The following is an 18061-nucleotide window of genomic DNA, read 5'->3' on the forward strand; positions in this document are numbered from 1 at the left end:
CATGCCGATGGCGACACCTAGTCGGCGCGCTTCACATAGGTCAATTCGTTGGTATCGACGACGATCCGCTCGCCGGTCGTGACGAACGGCGGCACCATGATGCGAACGCCGTTTTCCATCTTTGCCGGCTTGTAGGAGGAGGCTGCCGTCTGACCCTTCACCACCGGATCCGCCTCGACGATCTCGAGGGTCACGTGCTGCGGCAGGGTGATGCCGATCGGCTTGCCCTCGTAAAGCTCCACGGTGACCGTGATGCCGTCCTGCAGGAAGGCGGCGCGCTCGCCGACGAAATCCTCGTGCAGTTCGAGCTGCTCGTAGGTCTCCAGGTCCATGAAGATGAGATTCTCGCCCTCGGCGTAGAGGAACTGGAAGTCCTTCTGGTCGAGCCGCACCTTGTCGACGGTTTCGTCGGCGCGGAAGCGCTCGTTCAGCTTGGTGCCGTCGATCAGGTTCTTCAGTTCGACCTGATTGAAGGCGCCACCCTTGCCCGGCTTGACGGCGTTCGTCTTGACCGCGACCCACAGCCCGCCCTTGTGCTGCAGGACGTTGCCCGGGGTGATCTGGTTTCCGTTGATCTTCATCTCGGTTGCTCGCGAATGGCTCCGGCCGCCGGCCGTGCGGTCATGGTAACGCTCGTCGGCGGACCGGGACGGGGTCCCGGCGCCGGTCCTGACCTATGACCGACAGGGTGACCGGAGGGATTGAACGGCGCCGTTACTAGCAAACCTTGGCGGCGGAAGCACTAGAAAATCACGTTGCCGAGGCCCATCGACAGCCCGGACGCCCATTCCTCGACGCGCTGTTCCGCTTCCTCGACCTGCTCTTCCTCAAGCGATCCGAGATAGCCGTCGAGCCAGGCATCGCTGACCCCGGAGGCGCGGGCGAGAATGTGCCACTTCGCCGCCTCGACCGGGTCCATTTCTACGCCGCGACCGTCGGCATAGAGGCGCGCCAGGCGGTTCTGAGCGACCGGATTGCCTTTTTCGGCCGCTCGCGTGAACCACCGCGCAGCTTCCTTTTCGTCGGGCTCCGTTCCCTCGCCGCGAAACAGCATCACTCCGAGCTCCACCTCGGCAAGCGGCATGCCGGCTTCGGCGGCGCGCTGCATCCACTGCAGCGCCTTGCCCATGTCGCGCGGCAGGCCCTCGCCCTGGCCGTAGAGCAGGGCCAGATTGTACTGCGACGGCGTATGGCCACGTTCGGCCGCGAAGGCGAGGAGTTCGGCCGCCTTCGCCATGTCGCGCCTGCGGTGCTCGCCCTCCACGTAGATCAGCGCGAGATTGTAATGGGCCTCGACGTGTCCCTTGTTGGCGGCGGCCTCGAACCAGCCTGCCGCCTTCTCCTCGTCCTTGTCGGTACCCTCGCCGCGGGCCAGAGCCAGGGCCAGCGCGAACTGGGCCTCGCGGTTGCCAGCGACGGCTGCCTGGCTGTACCACCAGACGGCCTGCTCCATGTCCTTCGGGATGCCGAGACCCTTGGCGTAGAGTTCGCCGAGCAGCGTCTGCGCGGCGGAATCGCCATCCTGGGCGCGTTCGAGCGCGGACCGGAACGCCGTCAGATAGTAGCCACGCTGGTAGGCGCCGTAAGGAACGTCCCGCGCCGTGGAGTCGTCCTGCGCCAGCGCCGGACCGCCGACGAGAAACAGTCCGATCCCGATCGCGACGAACGCAACCAGCTTCATGCCGCCTCCACACGAAGCCTGGCGGCGATGTCGAGAGCCTTCTCTACAGCTTGGGCAATGCCGCCGCGATTGGTCCAGACCAGGTCGCGCAAGGCGATGAAGTCGGCGCCGCCGTCGACGGTTGCTTCCACCGTATCCCAGTCCTCGGCGCACAGCGCCACGCAAGGCAACTGGAACAGGTCGCTCCACCATTCGACCAGGTTATGGGTCGCGGGTATGTCTCCCTCGGGATCCAGCCGGCCCAGCAGGACGTAGTCGGGCGTGATCTCCCCCAGCAGCATCGCGGCATGCCGGGTCGTACAGTCGCCGGCGCCGACGATCATGTCGGGCCTCAGCATGCGTATTGCGGAGGAGAGCGCCTCGGTACCGAGGGTCATGTGGGAGCCGTCGGCACCCAGCTCCCGGACAAGTTCCGGGCGATTGTGCAACTGGAAGGCGGTGCCCCGCTCCTGAGCGATCGGGCACAGAATTTCCGTGGCGCGGCGCCAGTCGGCGACGTCTTCCGAAGCAAGGTCCAGGATGACCGCGGCGATGCTGCCGGCGTCGAGCGCCTCGATCAGTTTCGGCGCAAACTCCGCGGCGTCGATATTGGAAGGCGTGACGAGGACGAGACGAGCGGGGGCGTGTTCCATGGCCTTGGGCAATCGTTAACGGCTGATTAATTCGGTCGAAACCAGTCCGTTACCCCGCGAATAAGGCAAAACATGGGACCGGCTGCCAAGCGGACGCCATGATGCGCGCCGTTTTGTTAACCTCCCGTTAACGACGTTGCACCGCGCGGTTCATGCACTCCGGCACGGGCTCGCGCCCGGACGGAACGCCCGCCCGGGATCGCGTCGCCACGAACCTGGCAAACGCCGCGGTCAGGCGGCCTTCTCCAACTCGGCGGTCCAGCGACCGGTTGCGGCCAGGCCGTTCATCCTGGCGCGGTGGGTGAAGGCGCGCTGCGCGGCGGCGACGTTCTCCGGCTTGCCGCCCCAGGCCTGCAGGGCGGCCGCCTGCAGGGCGCGGCCGTAGGAAAAGGTCAGCTTCCAGGGCAGCGGTCCGAGCTCGTTCATCAGCGAGAGGTGCTGCGTCGCCTCCTCGTCGGACTGGCCGCCCGACAGGAAGGCGATGCCGGGCACGGCGGCCGGCACGCAGGACTTGAGGCAGCGGACGGTCTTCTCGGCCACTTCCTCCGCTCCCGCCTGGCTGGAGGCGTTCTTGCCGGCGACGATCATGTTCGGCTTCAGGATCATGCCCTCGAGCAGGACCCGCTGCTCGAACAGTTCGTCGAAGACCGTGTTCAGTGTCCACTCGGTGACCTGATAGCAGCGGTCCGCGTCATGGGTGGCAACCGGTCCGTCCATCAGCACCTCCGGCTCGACGATCGGTACGATGCCGTTTTCCTGGCACAGTGCCGCGTAGCGGGCCAGCGCGTGGGCGTTCGCCTTGATGCAGCCCCAGGTCGGGGTGCCCTCGGCGATGTCGATGACCGCGCGCCACTTGGCGAAGCGGGCGCCGAGCTTGTGGTACTCCTGCAGCCGCTCGCGCAAGCCGTCGAGGCCCTCAGTGACCTTCTCGCCGGGAAAGCCGGCCATCGGCTTGGCGCCGGCGTCGACCTTGATACCGGGAATAGACCCGGCCGCCTTGATCAGGTCGGCCAGCGGCGTGCCGTCGACGGCCTTCTGGCGGATCGTTTCGTCGTACAGGATGACCCCGGAAATGCAGGACTTCATCGCCTCGTCGGCACGGAACAGCATCTCGCGATAATCGCGGCGGTTCTCCTCGGTCGACGTGACGCCGATCGAGTCGAAACGCTTCTTGATCGTGCCCGAGCTCTCGTCGGCGGCGAGAATGCCCTTCCCGTCGGCCACCATGGCCTGGGCTATGTCCTCGAGCCGTTCGCTCATCGTTTGCTCCTCATGTCCCAGTTGAAATGTCTATTTTCGCAGAACTTCGACGCCCGGCAACGCCTTGCCTTCGAGCCATTCGAGAAAGGCGCCGCCGGCGGTGGAAACGAAGGTGAAGTCGTCGGTCACGCCGGCCTTGTTCAGGGCGGCGACGGTGTCACCGCCGCCGGCGACCGACAGCAGCCGGCCGGCCTTCGTCAGGCGTGCCGCCGCGCGGGCGACCGCGTTCGTGCCGGCATCGAACGGCGCCAGCTCGAAGGCGCCGAACGGGCCGTTCCAAAGCACGGTGCGGGCCTTCGACAGGCGGGCCTCCAGGTCGGCCTCGGTCGCAGGACCGATGTCCAGGATCATCTCGTCGTCGGCGACCTCGTCGAGGCCGCAGACCCGGTGCGGCGCGTTCGCCTCGAACGCCTTGGCGGCGATCACGTCGGTCGGCAGCACGAGTTCGCAATTCGCGGCCCGCGCCGCTGCCTCGATCTCCAGGGCGGTGTCGAGCTTGTCGCGTTCGCACAGCGAGTTGCCGACGGGATGGCCCTGGGCGGCCAGAAACGTATTGGCCATGCCGCCGCCGATCACCAGCTCGTCGACCTTCTCGACGAGGTTTGCGAGCAGGTCGATCTTGGTCGACACCTTGGCGCCGCCGACGATGGCGATCACCGGGCGCTCGGGGCTGGAGAGGGCCTTCTCCAGCGCCTCGATCTCGGCGGCCATCGTCAGTCCCGCAGCCGCCGGCAGGTGATGGGCAATGCCGACGGTGGAGGCATGGGCGCGGTGGGCGGCGGAGAAGGCGTCGTTGACGAAGACGTCGCCGAGCCCGGCGAGGGTTTCGGCCAGACCGTCGTCGTTGGCCTCGTCGCCCGGGTGGAAACGGGTGTTCTCAAACAGCAGGACGTCGCCCGGGGCGGCACCGTCCGCGGCCGTCTGCGCCGCACCGTCCGTCCAGTCCGTCTCGACGAGGCGTACCGGGCGACCGAGGGCCTCCGACAGGGCGGACACGACGGGTTTCAGCGACATCTCGGGCACGACCTTGCCCTTGGGGCGGCCGAAATGGGACAGCACCAGCACCGCCGCGCCCTTGTCGAGCAGGACCCGGATCGTGTCGGCCGCCCGGTCGATACGCGTCGCGTCGCTGACCTTGCCGTCGGCGACCGGCACGTTCAGGTCGGCGCGCAGGACCACGCGCTTGCCGTTGACGTCAAGGTCGTCGATCGTGCGGAAGGATGTCATGTCAGGCGGCCTCCGGGCTTCATCCAACCGTCGCGGGTCCGCCCTTTCAGCCGAGCTTGCTCATCGCCACCGCCGTGTCGGCCATGCGGTTGGAGAAGCCCCACTCGTTGTCGTACCAGGACATGACGCGGACGAAGTTGCCGTCCATCACCTTGGTCTGGTCGAGGGCGAAGGTCGACGACGCCGGATCGTGGTTCAGGTCGACGGACACCAGCGGCTGGTCGGTGACCGCGAGGATCCCCTTCAGCTCGTTCGAACCGGCCGCGGCCTTCACCGCCTCGTTGACTTCCTCGACCGAGGTGTCGCGCCTGGCGACAACCTTGAAGTCGATGACCGACACGTTGGGAGTGGGCACGCGCACCGAGACGCCGTCGAGCTTGCCGTTCAGTTCCGGCAGGACGAGGCCGACGGCGCGGGCAGCACCCGTGGTGGTCGGGATCATCGACATGGCCGCCGCCCGGGCGCGGTAGAGATCCTTGTGCATTGTGTCGAGAACCGGCTGGTCGCCGGTATAGGAGTGGATCGTCGTCATGAAGCCCTTCTCGATGCCGATCGCATCGTTGATGACCTTGGCCACCGGGGCGAGACAGTTGGTGGTGCACGACGCGTTCGAGACGACGGTGTGCTCCGGCTTCAACTGATCATGGTTGACGCCGTAGACCACGGTGAGGTCGGCATTGGTGGCGGGAGCGGACACGAGCACGCGCCGGGCGCCGGCCTCCAGGTGCATTGCGGCCTTGTCGCGGTCGGCGAAGATGCCCGTGCATTCGAGAGCGATGTCGACGTCGAGCTCCTTCCACGGCAGCTCCTTCGGGTCGCGGATCGCGGTCACCCTGATGGGGCCGCGGCCGGCGTTCATCGTATCGCCGTCGATGGTGACCTCTTCGGGAAAGCGGCCGTGCACGCTGTCGTAGCGCAGCAGATGCGCATTGGTCTCGATCGGGCCGAGATCATTGATGCCCACCACCTCGATGTCGGTGCGGCCGGATTCGATGATCCCGCGCAGCACCAGCCGGCCGATGCGTCCGAACCCGTTGATCGCAACTCTGACAGCCATACCCTCGTCTCCCATTCCACGTAACGTCCGAAGCCGTCCGGCGTTCGGTTTGATCAAACAGGGGCCGCTGCCGGCCCGGTTGCTCAGGCGTCGTCTATCTGCTGCAGCTCTTCAACGCGCCGTTTCGCCTCGGCCACGACCGCTGCGGCATTGATGCCGAAATGCTCGTAGAGGGCCTTGTAGGGGCCACTGGCCCCGAAGCCCTTCATGCCGACGAAGCCGCCGCCGCGTCCGATGAACTTGTCCCAGCCCTGCCTGATCGCCGCCTCCACGGCGACCCGCACGGGAGTATCGTCGAGAATCGAACGGCGATAGGCGACGGACTGTTCCTCGAACAGTTCGAAGCACGGCACCGACACGACCCGGGTGGGAATGCCGTCGCGCTCCAGCATCGTGCGCGCCTGGATCGCCAGGGCGACCTCCGAGCCGCTGGCGTACAGGGTGACCAGCGCCTGGGCGCTCGCCGAAACGATCTCGTAGGCGCCGCGCGCGCAGCAGTTGTCGTCGATGAACGAGGTCCGCAGCGCCGGCAGGTTCTGCCGTGTCAGCGCCAATACGCTCGGCCGATCGCGCGATTCGAGCGCCAGCTGCCAGCATTCCGCCGTCTCGGTCGCGTCGGCGGGGCGGTAGACGTTGAGGTTCGGGATCGCCCTGAGGCTCGCCAGGTGCTCGACCGGCTGGTGCGTCGGCCCGTCCTCGCCGAGTCCGATCGAGTCGTGGGTCATGACGTGGATGGTCCGGACGCCCATCATCGCCGCCAGCCGGATCGAGGGGCGGCAATAGTCGGAAAATACCAGGAACGTGCCGGAATAGGGGATGACGCCGCCATGCAGCGCCATGCCGTTCATCGCTGCGGCCATGCCGTGCTCGCGCACTCCGTAGTGGATGAACCGGCCGGCGTAGTTGTCCGCCGACATGATGCCGAGGGTCGGCGTCAGCGTGTTGTTGGAGCCGGTCAGGTCGGCCGATCCGCCGATGGTTTCCGGCACCACCGGATTGATGGCGGCAAGAGCGGTTTCGGAAGCCTTTCGCGTCGCCATTTCCGGCTTGTCGGACGCGAGCTTCTCCTTCAGCGACTTGATCGCGGCGCTGAGTTCGGTGGGAAGCTCGCCGCGCATGCGCCGCTCGAACTCGTTGCGCACGTCGCGGTCGAGGCCGTCGAGGCGCTTCTGCCAGGCGCGGCGCGACTGTCCGGAGCGCAGGCCGGCGATCCGCCAGGCGTCGCGGATCTGCGAGGGGAACTCGAAGGGCGGGCTGTCCCACCCGAGTTCGCGGCGGGCGGCCGTGATCTCGTCGGAGCCGAGCGGCGAGCCGTGCGTCGCCGCCGTGCCCTGCTTGTTCGGGGCGCCGTAGCCGATCTTCGTGCGGCAGGCGATCATGGTCGGCGCGTCCGAACGTCTTGCCTGTTCGACGGCGTCCGCGATCGCCTCGGGATCGTGGCCGTCGATGCTGGTCGTGTTCCAGCCCGCCGCCTGGAACCGGGCGATCTGGTCGGTCGACTCCGTCAGGCTGGTCGGTCCGTCGATCGATATCCCGTTGTCGTCGAACAGCACGATGAGGCGATTGAGCCTGAGATGGCCGGCAAGCGAGATCGCCTCGTGGCTTATGCCTTCCATGAGGCAGCCGTCGCCGACCAGTGCGTAGGTGTAGTGGTCCACCAGGTCGTCGCCGAACTCGGCGTTCAGATGCCGTTCGGCGATCGCCATGCCGACCGCGTTGGCAAGCCCCTGGCCGAGCGGACCGGTGGTGGTTTCCACGCCCGGCGTATGGCCGTATTCCGGGTGGCCGGCAGTCTTCGAGCCGAGCTGTCGGAAGTTGCGGATCTCCTCGATCGTCACCGCCTCGTATCCGAGCAGGTGCAGCACGGCATACATCAGCATCGAGCCATGACCCGCGGACAGCACGAAGCGGTCGCGATCCGGCCATTCCGGATCCTTGGGGTCGAATTTCAGGAAACGGGTGAACAACACCGTAGCGATGTCCGCGGCACCCATCGGAAGGCCGGGATGGCCCGATTTTGCCGCCTCGACGGCATCCATGGCGAGCGCGCGGATGGCGTTGGCCATCGCGCGGTGATCGACCTGTACGGCTTGTTCTGTCATTTAGATCCGGTTGGCCAACTTGGTCGCGAGCAGCGGCTTAATGGCATCTGAATTGAGCGATTCGCGGCGAACGAGGTAACGCCTGTCTGTGTTGGACGGTGCCGACCCCGCGAAATGGGGCCGATCAATACCACCTCGCATCGGCGAGTCAATCGACGCCGGCGCAGGGAGCCCTCCCGCCTCGGGCGGGTCTTCAGGCGCGCCCTGATGGATTGTGGTTAATAACCGGCGCGTGCCGCTATCCCGGGCGGTTGACCCGCGCTTATACCGATGCCTAATGTCTCCTTGCTAATCCTTTGACCCTTGGGGAGATTCGCCCACAAGGTGCGGCGGCCACGAGTGTGCCGTCTCGCGGGAAAACCATCGATACCGCGAACCGGCTTGCGGGGAGGCGAGACATGAACGTCGATACCAGTCCCGTCGAACGGGCACAGCGGCGCTTTTTCGGCGCACTCGATGCGCTCGAGGCTGCCGTGCGGCGCCACAAGGAAAACGAGCGCAGCAAGGAGGCGCTTGAGGCAGAACTGCGGACTCTGGGCGAGGACCGGTCGCGCCTCGCCCAGGAGCTGGATCGGTCGCAGGCGCGCGCCGTCAAGCTGGAGGCCGTCGTCGGCGACGTCTCCGGCCGGCTGGACACGGCGATCGGCACCATTCGCGGACTGCTGGAACAAGGCGCCGGCCGGTCGCGGAGCGGCAACACGGAGCCGGCAGGCTGACATACCGATCGGAACTGCGGGTCGTCATGGCGGCGGTATCGGGATCGAGTGCGCCGGGTTGGGGGCGAACGGCGGAGCGGAAGCCATGCCTCAAGTGACGGTTTCCATCAACGGCCGTGTCTACCGGATGGGCTGCGACGAGGGCCAGGAGCACGTGCTGGCGGAACTCGCGCGCGACATCGACCGCCGGATCGAGGCCTACAAGTCGAGCTTCGGCGAGGTCGGCGACATGCGCCTCATGCTGATGGCGGCGATGGAACTGGGTGACGAACTCGGCGACACTAAACGGCGTCTGCAGGAACTGGAGGCGGAGGTCGAAAGCCTGCGCGATGCCCGCTCGGCCATTCTCGACAAGGTCAGCGCGGCGCAGGATTCGGTTGCCGGGATGCTCGACCAGGCCGCGGCGAGAATCGAGAAGATCGCAGCGATGATGAACGGCGCGGAGGAGGGCTCGGCGCACCGCGGGGAGGGCGCAGCGACGGAGTCGCGGCCGGACCCTGCGGAGGATTAGCCCTGCCGATCTGCCGGCTGCAACATTGATGCGACGATGCTCTGGCAACGCCCCGCATTGGCCACTACATTTCCCAGCGCGAGGCTGCCCTGCTCGACAGGAGACAAAATTCCCCGGGGCCTTATCGATCTCCAAGGGAGCTGTCCCTGGTTGAGCCCGTGGGCTCTTTCATACGGCGCCCACCTACACAGGTAGGTTCCCGGGATCGACGTTCTCCACCGGCCGTGGCGGCCTCGCCCATCCCGCCTCTCTTGCGTACGATCCCCGGACGTCCAATGACCGACAACAAGGCCGAGAAGGCATGGCTGCGCAGACGCGGACGTGCGACGCGGCGGCGGCTTTCGGCACAGGCGCGCCGCGCGGCCGCCCGAAAGGTTGCCGCCTGGGCACCGGACATCGCCCGCCTTGCCGGGCGCGGCACGGTATCCTGCTTCTTCAGCTTCGGCGACGAACTCGATACCGCGCCGCTGATCGGCGAACTGGTCCGGCGCGGCTCTCCGCTCGCGCTGCCGGTCGTCACGGGACGCGGCCAGCCATTGACCTTTCGCCGCTGGCAGCCGGGCGATCCGATGGGGCGCGGCGCCTTCGGCATCCGCGAGCCTCTGGAAACCGCGCCGGTGGCAGAACCGCGCGTGGTGCTGGTGCCGCTGTTGCTGTACGACCGGCGCGGCTACCGCATCGGCTATGGCGGCGGCTACTACGACCGGACGCTAGCCGCGGCCCGGGCAGACCGGAAGATCGCGGCGATCGGACTGGCATTCTCGGCCCAGGAGATTGGCCGGGTCCCCACCGACCGCTACGATCAGCCGGTCGACTGGGTCCTGACCGAGCGGGGACTGATGGAATGTGCGGGAGGCGCGCGTGCGGCTCATCTTCCTTGGTGACGTAGTCGGCCGCTCCGGCCGCGAGGTCGTCCTGTCGCGCCTGCCGGGCCTGATCGACACCCTGGAGGCGGACTTCGTCATCGTCAACGGCGAGAATGCCGCCGGCGGCTTCGGAATCACCGAGGCGATCTACGACGACCTGACCGACGCCGGCGCCGACGTCGTCACCACCGGCAACCATGTCTGGGACCAGCGCGAGGCGCTTGTCTTCATCGAGCGGACGCCGAACCTGCTGCGGCCGGTCAACTTCCCTGCCGGGACCCCGGGCCGTGGCGCGGGCCTGTTCGAGGCCCGCAACGGCGCCCGGGTCATGGTGGTGAACGTCATGGGACTGGTGTTCATGCCCGCTCTCGACGATCCCTTCGGGGCGCTGGAGCGGCAGATCGAGGCCTGCCCGCTCGGCTCCGGCGCCGACGCCATCGTCGTCGACATCCATGCGGAGGCGACCAGCGAGAAGCAGGCGATGGGACACTTCCTGGACGGCCGGGCCAGCCTCGTCGTCGGCACCCACACCCACGTGCCGACCGCCGATCACATGGTGCTGCCGGACGGCACCGCCTACATGAGCGATGTCGGAATGTGCGGCGACTACGATTCGATCATCGGCATGAACAAGGACGAGCCGCTCAACCGGTTCCTGACCAAGATCCCGTCGGGCCGCTTCGAGCCGGCCCTGGGCGAGGCGAGCCTGTCCGGCATCCTCGTGGTGACCGACGACGCGACCGGGCTGGCGACCTCCATCGAACCGATCAGACTGGGCGGACGGCTGTCGGAGACGTTTCCGCGAAGCTAGCAGGAGAGCTGCGGCGCGGTGGATTTTCCGTTTTCTCCGACCTATAAGCGGGCGAAATCCGCGGTCGCGGCGGCTGCCGGGTGTCCGGTTCGTCGCCGCGTGGCGCCCGCCCGAATCTCTCCGTTCGACCGCACCGCATAGACCAGAGGCACGACATGGCAGGACATTCACAGTTCAAGAACATCATGCATCGCAAGGGTCGTCAGGACGCGGCCCGGTCGAAGCTGTTTTCGAAGCTCGCCAAGGAGATCACGGTCGCAGCCAAGATGGGCATGCCCGATCCGGACATGAACCCGCGCCTGAGGCTTGCCGTGCAGAACGCCAAGGCGCAGTCGATGCCAAAGGACAACATTGAGCGCGCCATCAAGAAGGCCTCCGGCGGCGAAGGAGAGAACTACGAGGAGATCCGCTACGAGGGCTATGGGCCGGGCGGGGTTGCCGTCATCGTCGAGGCGCTGACCGACAACCGCAACCGCACCGCCGGCGCCGTGCGCGCCTGCTTCACCAAGCAGGGCGGGGCGCTGGGAGAGACCAATTCCGTCGCCTTCATGTTCGACCGCGTCGGCGAGATCGTCTACACCGCCGAGGCCGGCGACGCGGAGAAGGTGCTGGAAGCCGCCATCGAAGCCGGTGCCGAGGACGTGCAGAGCGACGACAGCGGCCATGTCATCTTGTGCGCCTTCGAGGATCTGGGCGAGGTCTCCAAGGCGCTCGAGGAGAGTCTGGGCGAGGCAGAATCGGTCAACGCCGTCTGGAAGCCGAAGACCATGACCGAGGTCGACGAGGACAAGGCCGGAACGCTTATGAAGCTGATCGGCGCCCTCGAGGACGACGACGACGTGCAGAACGTCTACGCCAATTTCGAAGTGTCCGAAGACGTCCTGGAGCGCCTGACGGCGGCGTAACGGTTGCGGCTCGCGAACTGCCGCAACCGACCTCCGAAGACTAAGCGAAGGCGGCGCCCCCTCTCCCGACGCTTCGCGTCGACCTCTCCCCGCCGGGGAGAGGTGGCGGCGAGGCCGAGCTCCGCGGCAAATACATTGGCGATTGGCGCCGAAGGCGCACCTCTCCCACGGGGAGAGGTCGGGACGCAGGCCCGGGTGAGGGGTTCCGGTGCCAGCTACAGGGACAGCCCTTCCGCCAGCCACCCTACCGCAACAGACCGTCCAGCGCCGGAATGCCGGTGATCGCCGCCAGCGCTATGATGGCGCAGGCGATGCGGCGGCGGAACGGGCCGGATGTCGGCCCGATTGGGGGAGGCATGAGGCCTGTCCCGGAGCCAGGTCGAAGTACCGTACAGGCCCTGCGCCAGTTCTTTGGTGAGTAAGTGCCCTTACGTCAGATTCCGCTTGCTCGGTCCGCCCGTCCCGCTAACAATCGCCTCATGAGGGTTGTTGCTCCGGCTTCGCGTCACGCGTGAGCGAGACAATCCGTTTCTGCCTTTGGGGGGGACAGAAATGCCGCGTTTCGATTATCGATTCCTGCTTGATGAAAATGACAATACGACCGGTCCTGTTGATGGTCCTGAAGTCTTGAATGATTTTCAGGACAGTCCGCAGGATCTGCTTAACACTTTCGGAGATATAGAGAACGATCATCTAGGAAATTCCGGAGTTTATGTTTACGTCGGCAAGACAGAAGATGGCGAAATAATAGCCGATTTTTCAGGCGATAAGATATTATTCACGAATACGGACTATACCGAAGATACCCATATCACCTACACCACCGATTCTTACTATGTCTGCTTCGCCGCCGGCACGCTGATCCGCACCCCGCGAGGCGACGTTCCGGTGGAGGCGCTCGCCGAGGGCGACGTGGTGGTCACGGCCTCGGGCGAGCAAAGACCCATCCGCTGGGTGGGTTCGCGCAGCGTCGACTGCCGGAGAAGCGCCGATCCTCGCCAGGCCTGGCCGGTGCGGGTGTCGGCGGACGCCTTCGGCCGCGGCCTGCCCGAGCGCGACCTCTGGCTGTCGCCTGCCCATGCAGTGCAGGTGACGGTCGCAGAGGACCTGCTCGTCCCGATCGGCTCTCTCGTCAATGGCGCCACGATCCAGCAGGTCGCCGTCGAGACGATCGATTACCACCACATCGAGCTCGATAGTCACGACGTCGTCATCGCCAACGGCCTGCCCGCCGAGAGCTATCTCGACTGCGGCAACCGGGGCTTCTTCCTCGGCGCAGACGCGGAAGGGGACGTGGCGCCGGACTCCGGGCGGGCGGAGGTCGATCCGGCCACGCTGCCCTTCTGCCTGCCCTTCGTGGCCCACGGCGAGAGTGTCGACGAGGTGCGCGCGCGACTGGACGCACAGGCCCTTCTGCTCGGCTGGATCACCGAGGACGCGGACGCCGACATCGCCGTCGAGGCCGGCGGCGCGGTGTTAACCCCCGGCGAGGCGGGCGGCAGATTGCGGGTGACGCTGCCGGCGGACGCGACGCACGCCTGGCTGGCGTCCTCCTCCTGGGTGCCGCACCATCATCGGGCGAGTTCCGACCGGCGCGATCTGGGCGTTGCCTTCCGGCATCTCACGCTGACGGACGTGACCGGCGAGGCGCGGCGCATCCGCGCCGACGACCCCCGCCTCGGCTTTGGCTTCCACGGCGTCGAGGGCGAGGGCCGCGATGCGATCCGCTGGACCACCGGCCGGGCGCTGCTGCCGGGATCGTTGTGGGCCGGGATGACCGGCCAGGTGACGCTGACGCTCGCCGCCGAGGCGGGCGAGACCCGCAGATGGGTGGCGCCGCCAGCTTGTGACGCGGCTCGCGCCGCCTAGCGCAATATCCCGTCCAGCGCCGGAATGCTGGTGATCGCCGCGAGTGCGATGATCGCGTAGGCGATGCGTCGGTAGTATCGCTCCGGCGCCCTGCCGAACAGGCGCGCCCCGGCGAACAGGGAAACCGCGTAGACCGGCGCGAAGATCGCGATCGTGCCGATGACCTCGCCAGTGAAGAAGCCGTTCCAGGCATAGGCGGCGACCGCCGACACGCTGACGATCGCGAAGAACATGATCATGTTGGCGCGAATGATCGTCGGGGGGTGCGGGCCGGCGACCCAGAAGGCGATCATCGGCGGGCCCGAGACCTGGCCGATGCCGCTGAGGATGCCTGCCGTTCCGCCGACCGCGACCGAGGCGGCGCGAGGTGGTTCCCCCGAATAGCGCAGGCCCGAGGCGAGCAGGCCGAGCAGCGCCAAGACCAGTGCCGACAGGCACCAGCGCAGAATGACCGGGTCGGCGCTTGCCAGGATCGCCGCACCGACCGGCACCGTCGCAATTGCCCCGATCGCCGCCGGCAGGACGGTGCGCCAGCCGCATCTCGGCGCCGCCTTCACGACCAGCGGCAGGGCGAGGAAATTGTCCATGATCAGGAAGGCGGCCGCAGCGAGCTTCGGGTCGATCGCGGCCGCGGCCACCGGCATGAACACCAGTGCTGCGCCGAAGCCGGAGAAGCCGCGAACCAGTCCGGCGACCAGCGCCGCCACCAGCACGGCGATGAGGGAGGCATCGAAGGTCATCGGCAGTCCGGCAGGCTGTGGGCGAAGCGATGGCGGGTGGCGCGCTATGCAGCCGCCCCTTAATGCGGCTACATCGGGACATGGCGCAACAGGCGATTCGCATCCTCGGCATCGACCCGGGCCTCAGACGCACAGGCTGGGGCGTGATCGAGACGCGCGGCAGCGTGCTGTCCTTCGTCGCCGCGGGCTCCGTCACATCGGACGCGAGCCGCAGCCTCGCCGAGCGGCTGGTCGAGCTGCACACCGGCCTGTGCGCGGTGCTAGACGGCCAGTCGCCGCACGAGGCGGCCGTCGAGCAGACCTTCGTCAACCGGGACGCGACCGCCACCCTGAAGCTCGGTCAGGCGCGCGGAATCGCGCTGCTTGTACCTGCCGCGCGGGGGCTGAGCGTCGCCGAATATGCGCCGAACCTCGTCAAGAAGACCGTCGTCGGTTCCGGGCACGGCGACAAGAAGCAGATCCGCATGATGGTGTCGGTGCTGCTGCCGAGGGCGAGCGTCGATTCCGATGATGCCGCCGACGCGCTGGCGATCGCCATCACCCATGCCCATCACCGGATGTCGCGCGTACTTGCGGTTGCGGCCGGTTGAAGATGTTTCCATTCTGTTCTATTCTTACCGTCTGAGGTAAGAAAGGGCATTCACCGTGCGTGTAACATCCAAAGGGCAGGTCACCATCCCCAAGCATCTTCGCGACCGGACAAGCATCAAGCCGGGATCGCAGGTGGATTTCGAGGCATGCGATGATGGTCTTCTCGTTCGCAAGTCAACGACCTCGCGCGGCACTGGGCCGGCAGACGATTTCGAGGAGTATCTCGACGACGTAACCGGCATCGTCGATCTGGGAATGTCGACCGATGCGTTCATGGAACTAATGCGCGGCGAATGACCGATACGCTCGTCGACACAAACGTGCTGATCGATGTTTTTGGGGCTGACCCGAACTGGGTGGAATGGTCCCGGAGCAGACTCCGGGCTGCCGCAGGTAACGGTGAGCTCGTCGTTAATCCGATGGTCTACGCCGAACTTTCCGCCATGTTTCCGACGCAGCGCCAGTTGGACCATGCTTTGCCGCGTGACAGGTACCGGCGCGAGGACCTGCCGTGGGACGCCGCCTTCAACGCTGGGCGCGCGTTTCTTGCGTATCGGCGGGCTGGCGGGGCCAAGCGGTCGCCGCTGCCGGATTTCTACATCGGCGCCCATGCGGAGATTCACGGCTACGACCTGCTGACGCGGGATCCGGCCCGCTATCGGCAGTTCTTCCCGATGTTGAAGCTGGTGACTCCGGACACCCATCCATGATCGGCAAGCTGAAGGGTATCGTCGATTCCTACGGCGAGGACTGGGTGATCGTCGACGTCGGCGGCGTCGGCTACATGGTGACCTGTTCGACCCGCACCCTGTCGGCGCTGCCGGGGACCGGCGAGCCCGCCGTCGTCTTCGTCGAGACGGTGATGCGCGAGGACGCGATCCGGCTCTACGGCTTCGCCAGCGAGGCCGAGAAGCAGTGGTTCCGGCTGCTGCAGTCGGTGCAGGGTGTCGGCGCGCGGGTGGCGCTCGCGGTGCTCGGGACCCTGTCGGCGGCCGACCTCGGAAACGCGGTCGCGATGCAGGACAAGGCGATGGTGGCGCGGGCGCCGGGAGTCGGGCCGAAGGTTGCACAGCGCATCGTCTCGGAACTGCGCGACAAGTCGCCGATCGTCGGCGGCGACGTCGCCTTCGCGAAGGTGTCGGGCGAGGTGAGCGAGGGCCGCGCCGCCTCGCCGGCCCGCGACGCGGTGTCGGCGCTGGTCAATCTGGGCTACGCTCAGGCGCAGGCCGGCGCGGCGGTGGCCGCCGCCCTGAAGGGGGCCGGCGAAGAGGCGACCGCCGAGACCCTGATCCGGCTGGGACTGAAGGAGCTGGCACGGTGAGCGACCGCCTCGTAGCCGCAGACGAGACATTCGAGGACGAGGACACCGACGCCTCGCTGCGGCCGCAGACGCTCGACGCGTTCGTCGGGCAGGCGCAGGCGCGCCAGAACCTGCGCATCTTCATCGAGGCGGCGAAGTCGCGTGGCGAGGCGCTCGACCACGTGCTGTTCGCGGGTCCGCCCGGCCTCGGCAAGACGACGCTCGCCCAGATCGTCTCCCGCGAGCTCGGCGTCAACTTCCGCGCGACCTCCGGTCCGGTGATCGCCAAGGCCGGCGATCTTGCCGCCCTGCTGACCAACCTGGAAGAGCGCGACGTTCTGTTCATCGACGAGATCCACCGGCTGAACCCGGCGGTCGAGGAGATCCTCTATCCGGCGATGGAGGACTTCCAGCTCGACCTGATCATCGGCGAGGGTCCCGCGGCGCGGTCGGTGCGCATCGATCTGGCGAAGTTCACGCTGGTCGGCGCGACCACCCGCTCCGGGCTGCTGACGACACCGCTGCGCGACCGCTTCGGCATCCCGATCCGGCTCGACTTCTACACCGAGGAGGAACTGGAGCTGATCGTGCGCCGCGGCGCCCGTGTCCTCGGCATCGCCATCGCCGACGACGGCGCCCGCGAGATCGCCCGCCGCGCCCGTGGTACGCCCCGCGTGGCAGGGCGGCTACTGAAGCGGGTGCGCGATTTCGCCTCCGTCGACGGCAACGGCGGCATCGACCGCAAGATCGCCGACCGGGCGCTCGCCGAACTCGAAGTCGACGCGCGCGGCCTCGACGCAATGGACAGGCGCTACCTCTCCACCATCGCCCTGAATTTCGGCGGCGGGCCGGTCGGCATCGAGACGATCGCTGCGGCGCTGTCGGAGCCGCGCGACGCGATCGAGGAGATCATCGAGCCCTTCCTGATCCAGCAGGGCTTCATCCAGCGCACGCCTCGGGGGCGCCTGCTGACGCCGCATGCGTTCAGGCACCTGGGTCTTGCCGCACCGAGCGAATTCGCCCCACAGATGGGGCTGTTTGCGGACGGAGAGGGCAAGTGAGCCGAGCGGCCGCGCGCTGCCTGCGGGGATTTACGAACAGGCTGTCGCGTCGCATAAGGCGGATATGACCAACGACACCGATACCGCCTGGCCAGACCTCGCCGGCCGCATCGTCGACGGCCGTCACGTCCTGCCGATCCGCGTCTATTTCGAGGACACCGACTTCTCCGGCGTCGTCTACCACGCCAGTTACCTGCGCTTCATGGAGCGGGGCCGCTCGGACTTCATGCGCCTGTCAGGGGCGGACCACGCCGAGCTGTTCGACGGCGACGATCCGCTCGCCTTCGCCGTGCGACGGATGACCATCTCCTACGAGCGGCCGGCCGGGATCGACGATATCCTCACGGTAGAGACGCGGACGAAGGAGATGCGCGGCGCGTCGATGATCCTCGGCCAGCGCGTCATGCGGGGGGAGACGGTGCTGGTAGCGGCCGACGTCCAGGTCGCTCTCGTCTCGCGAAGCGGGCACGCCCGGCGCATCCCCGCCGAGTTGCGGCGGATCCTCGGCGAGGCTGTCGAACCGGGCTGACGACAGCCGGTAACCGAGCATTAACCATAGTAATTGACTTCTAGAGGGGTGGCGTACGGCTTGGCACGCCCTCGATTTGACATATTCGGCCGCAACCAGATGCTGCAACGCAAAATGCGCCGTAGGTCGGCGCACGTCCGCGCCTCAACGAGAGGGCCGCGGGGTCCGGCGCCGGCGAGCGGTCCGGACGCCGGCCGGATGGT

Annotated in this window: 20 protein-coding genes and 1 other RNA gene; 13 read left to right on the top strand and 8 right to left on the bottom strand. The window is 67.1% G+C overall.

The annotated features are described in order from the left end of the window. Positions 1–17: 17 nt before the first annotated feature. The 7 genes from efp to tkt form a co-directional block, all read right to left on the bottom strand. Positions 18–581, bottom strand: coding sequence for an elongation factor P (gene efp / locus V3328_RS21410; protein WP_340331763.1), 564 nt, complete (start codon positions 579–581; stop codon positions 18–20). Between the two features lie 161 nt (positions 582–742). Then, positions 743–1681 carry a tetratricopeptide repeat protein gene (locus V3328_RS21415; RefSeq protein ID WP_340331764.1) on the bottom strand — a complete coding sequence of 313 codons (939 nt, stop codon included), beginning with the start codon at positions 1679–1681 and terminating at the stop codon, positions 743–745. Beyond that, entirely contained in the window at positions 1678–2313 is a 636-nt protein-coding gene (locus tag V3328_RS21420) for a thiamine phosphate synthase (protein WP_340331765.1), read from the bottom strand. Before V3328_RS21420 ends, V3328_RS21415 begins: the two co-directional genes overlap by 4 nt. Before the next feature lie 231 nt (positions 2314–2544). After that, complete coding sequence (locus V3328_RS21425) at positions 2545–3573, bottom strand: class I fructose-bisphosphate aldolase (RefSeq protein WP_340331766.1); 1029 nt, start codon at positions 3571–3573, stop codon at positions 2545–2547. Positions 3574–3603: 30 nt separating this feature from the next. Next, entirely contained in the window at positions 3604–4800 is a 1197-nt protein-coding gene (locus V3328_RS21430) for a phosphoglycerate kinase (RefSeq protein WP_340331767.1), read from the bottom strand. A 46-nt stretch (positions 4801–4846) separates the two neighbouring features. Then, positions 4847–5857 carry a type I glyceraldehyde-3-phosphate dehydrogenase gene (gene gap, locus V3328_RS21435; RefSeq protein ID WP_340331768.1) on the bottom strand — a complete coding sequence of 337 codons (1011 nt, stop codon included), beginning with the start codon at positions 5855–5857 and terminating at the stop codon, positions 4847–4849. 83 nt (positions 5858–5940) lie between these two features. Then, positions 5941–7959 (bottom strand): transketolase, encoded by a 2019-nt coding sequence (gene tkt / locus V3328_RS21440; RefSeq protein WP_340331769.1) that lies wholly within the window; start codon positions 7957–7959, stop codon positions 5941–5943. A 398-nt stretch (positions 7960–8357) separates the two neighbouring features. Here tkt and V3328_RS21445 point away from each other — a divergent pair, with 398 nt between their 5' ends. From V3328_RS21445 to V3328_RS21475, 7 genes are all read left to right on the top strand, one after another. Next, positions 8358–8675, top strand: coding sequence for a DUF4164 domain-containing protein (locus V3328_RS21445; RefSeq protein ID WP_340331770.1), 318 nt, complete (start codon positions 8358–8360; stop codon positions 8673–8675). A gap of 85 nt (positions 8676–8760) precedes the next feature. Further along, positions 8761–9186, top strand: coding sequence for a cell division protein ZapA (locus V3328_RS21450; RefSeq protein WP_340331771.1), 426 nt, complete (start codon positions 8761–8763; stop codon positions 9184–9186). 78 nt (positions 9187–9264) lie between these two features. After that, positions 9265–9424, top strand: a non-coding RNA gene (ssrS, locus tag V3328_RS21455) — 6S RNA. Positions 9425–9461: 37 nt separating this feature from the next. Next, complete coding sequence (locus V3328_RS21460; protein WP_340331772.1) at positions 9462–10070, top strand: 5-formyltetrahydrofolate cyclo-ligase; 609 nt, start codon at positions 9462–9464, stop codon at positions 10068–10070. Next, positions 10048–10863 carry a TIGR00282 family metallophosphoesterase gene (locus V3328_RS21465; RefSeq protein WP_340331773.1) on the top strand — a complete coding sequence of 272 codons (816 nt, stop codon included), beginning with the start codon at positions 10048–10050 and terminating at the stop codon, positions 10861–10863. The genes V3328_RS21460 and V3328_RS21465 overlap by 23 nt, the downstream gene beginning before the upstream one ends. A 155-nt stretch (positions 10864–11018) precedes the next feature. After that, a complete protein-coding gene (locus V3328_RS21470; protein ID WP_340331774.1) occupies positions 11019–11768 on the top strand; it encodes a YebC/PmpR family DNA-binding transcriptional regulator in 750 nt (249 codons plus the stop codon). Between the two features lie 552 nt (positions 11769–12320). Further along, on the top strand, positions 12321–13637 hold the full coding sequence (locus V3328_RS21475; protein ID WP_340331775.1) for a Hint domain-containing protein: 1317 nt from the start codon (positions 12321–12323) through the stop codon (positions 13635–13637). On the opposite strand, the gene V3328_RS21480 is transcribed toward V3328_RS21475, so the two are convergent. Continuing rightward, the gene (locus V3328_RS21480) at positions 13634–14377 is read right to left on the bottom strand and encodes a TSUP family transporter (protein WP_340331776.1); all 744 of its coding nucleotides are present in this window, start codon (positions 14375–14377) and stop codon (positions 13634–13636) included. The two genes, V3328_RS21475 and V3328_RS21480, sit on opposite strands and share 4 nt — an antisense overlap. An 80-nt stretch (positions 14378–14457) precedes the next feature. On the opposite strand from V3328_RS21480, the gene ruvC reads away from it, so the two are divergent. The 6 genes from ruvC (at position 14458) to ybgC (ending at position 17858) form a co-directional block, all read left to right on the top strand. Continuing rightward, on the top strand, positions 14458–14967 hold the full coding sequence (gene ruvC / locus V3328_RS21485; RefSeq protein ID WP_340331777.1) for a crossover junction endodeoxyribonuclease RuvC: 510 nt from the start codon (positions 14458–14460) through the stop codon (positions 14965–14967). A gap of 55 nt (positions 14968–15022) precedes the next feature. Further along, complete coding sequence (locus V3328_RS21490) at positions 15023–15265, top strand: AbrB/MazE/SpoVT family DNA-binding domain-containing protein (protein WP_340331778.1); 243 nt, start codon at positions 15023–15025, stop codon at positions 15263–15265. Beyond that, the gene (locus V3328_RS21495) at positions 15262–15678 is read left to right on the top strand and encodes a type II toxin-antitoxin system VapC family toxin (protein ID WP_340331779.1); all 417 of its coding nucleotides are present in this window, start codon (positions 15262–15264) and stop codon (positions 15676–15678) included. The genes V3328_RS21490 and V3328_RS21495 overlap by 4 nt, the downstream gene beginning before the upstream one ends. Next, positions 15675–16289, top strand: a complete 615-nt coding sequence (ruvA, locus tag V3328_RS21500) for a Holliday junction branch migration protein RuvA (RefSeq protein ID WP_340331780.1) — start codon at positions 15675–15677, stop codon at positions 16287–16289. The genes V3328_RS21495 and ruvA overlap by 4 nt, the downstream gene beginning before the upstream one ends. Next, entirely contained in the window at positions 16286–17329 is a 1044-nt protein-coding gene (gene ruvB, locus V3328_RS21505; protein ID WP_340331781.1) for a Holliday junction branch migration DNA helicase RuvB, read from the top strand. The genes ruvA and ruvB overlap by 4 nt, the downstream gene beginning before the upstream one ends. 64 nt (positions 17330–17393) lie before the next feature. Then, positions 17394–17858 carry a tol-pal system-associated acyl-CoA thioesterase gene (gene ybgC / locus V3328_RS21510; RefSeq protein WP_340331782.1) on the top strand — a complete coding sequence of 155 codons (465 nt, stop codon included), beginning with the start codon at positions 17394–17396 and terminating at the stop codon, positions 17856–17858. The last annotated feature ends 203 nt before the right edge of the window (positions 17859–18061 follow it).

Origin of the sequence: Microbaculum marinum (assembly GCF_037855135.1) — a bacterium.
GTDB classification, from domain to species: domain Bacteria; phylum Pseudomonadota; class Alphaproteobacteria; order Rhizobiales; family Tepidamorphaceae; genus Microbaculum; species Microbaculum marinum.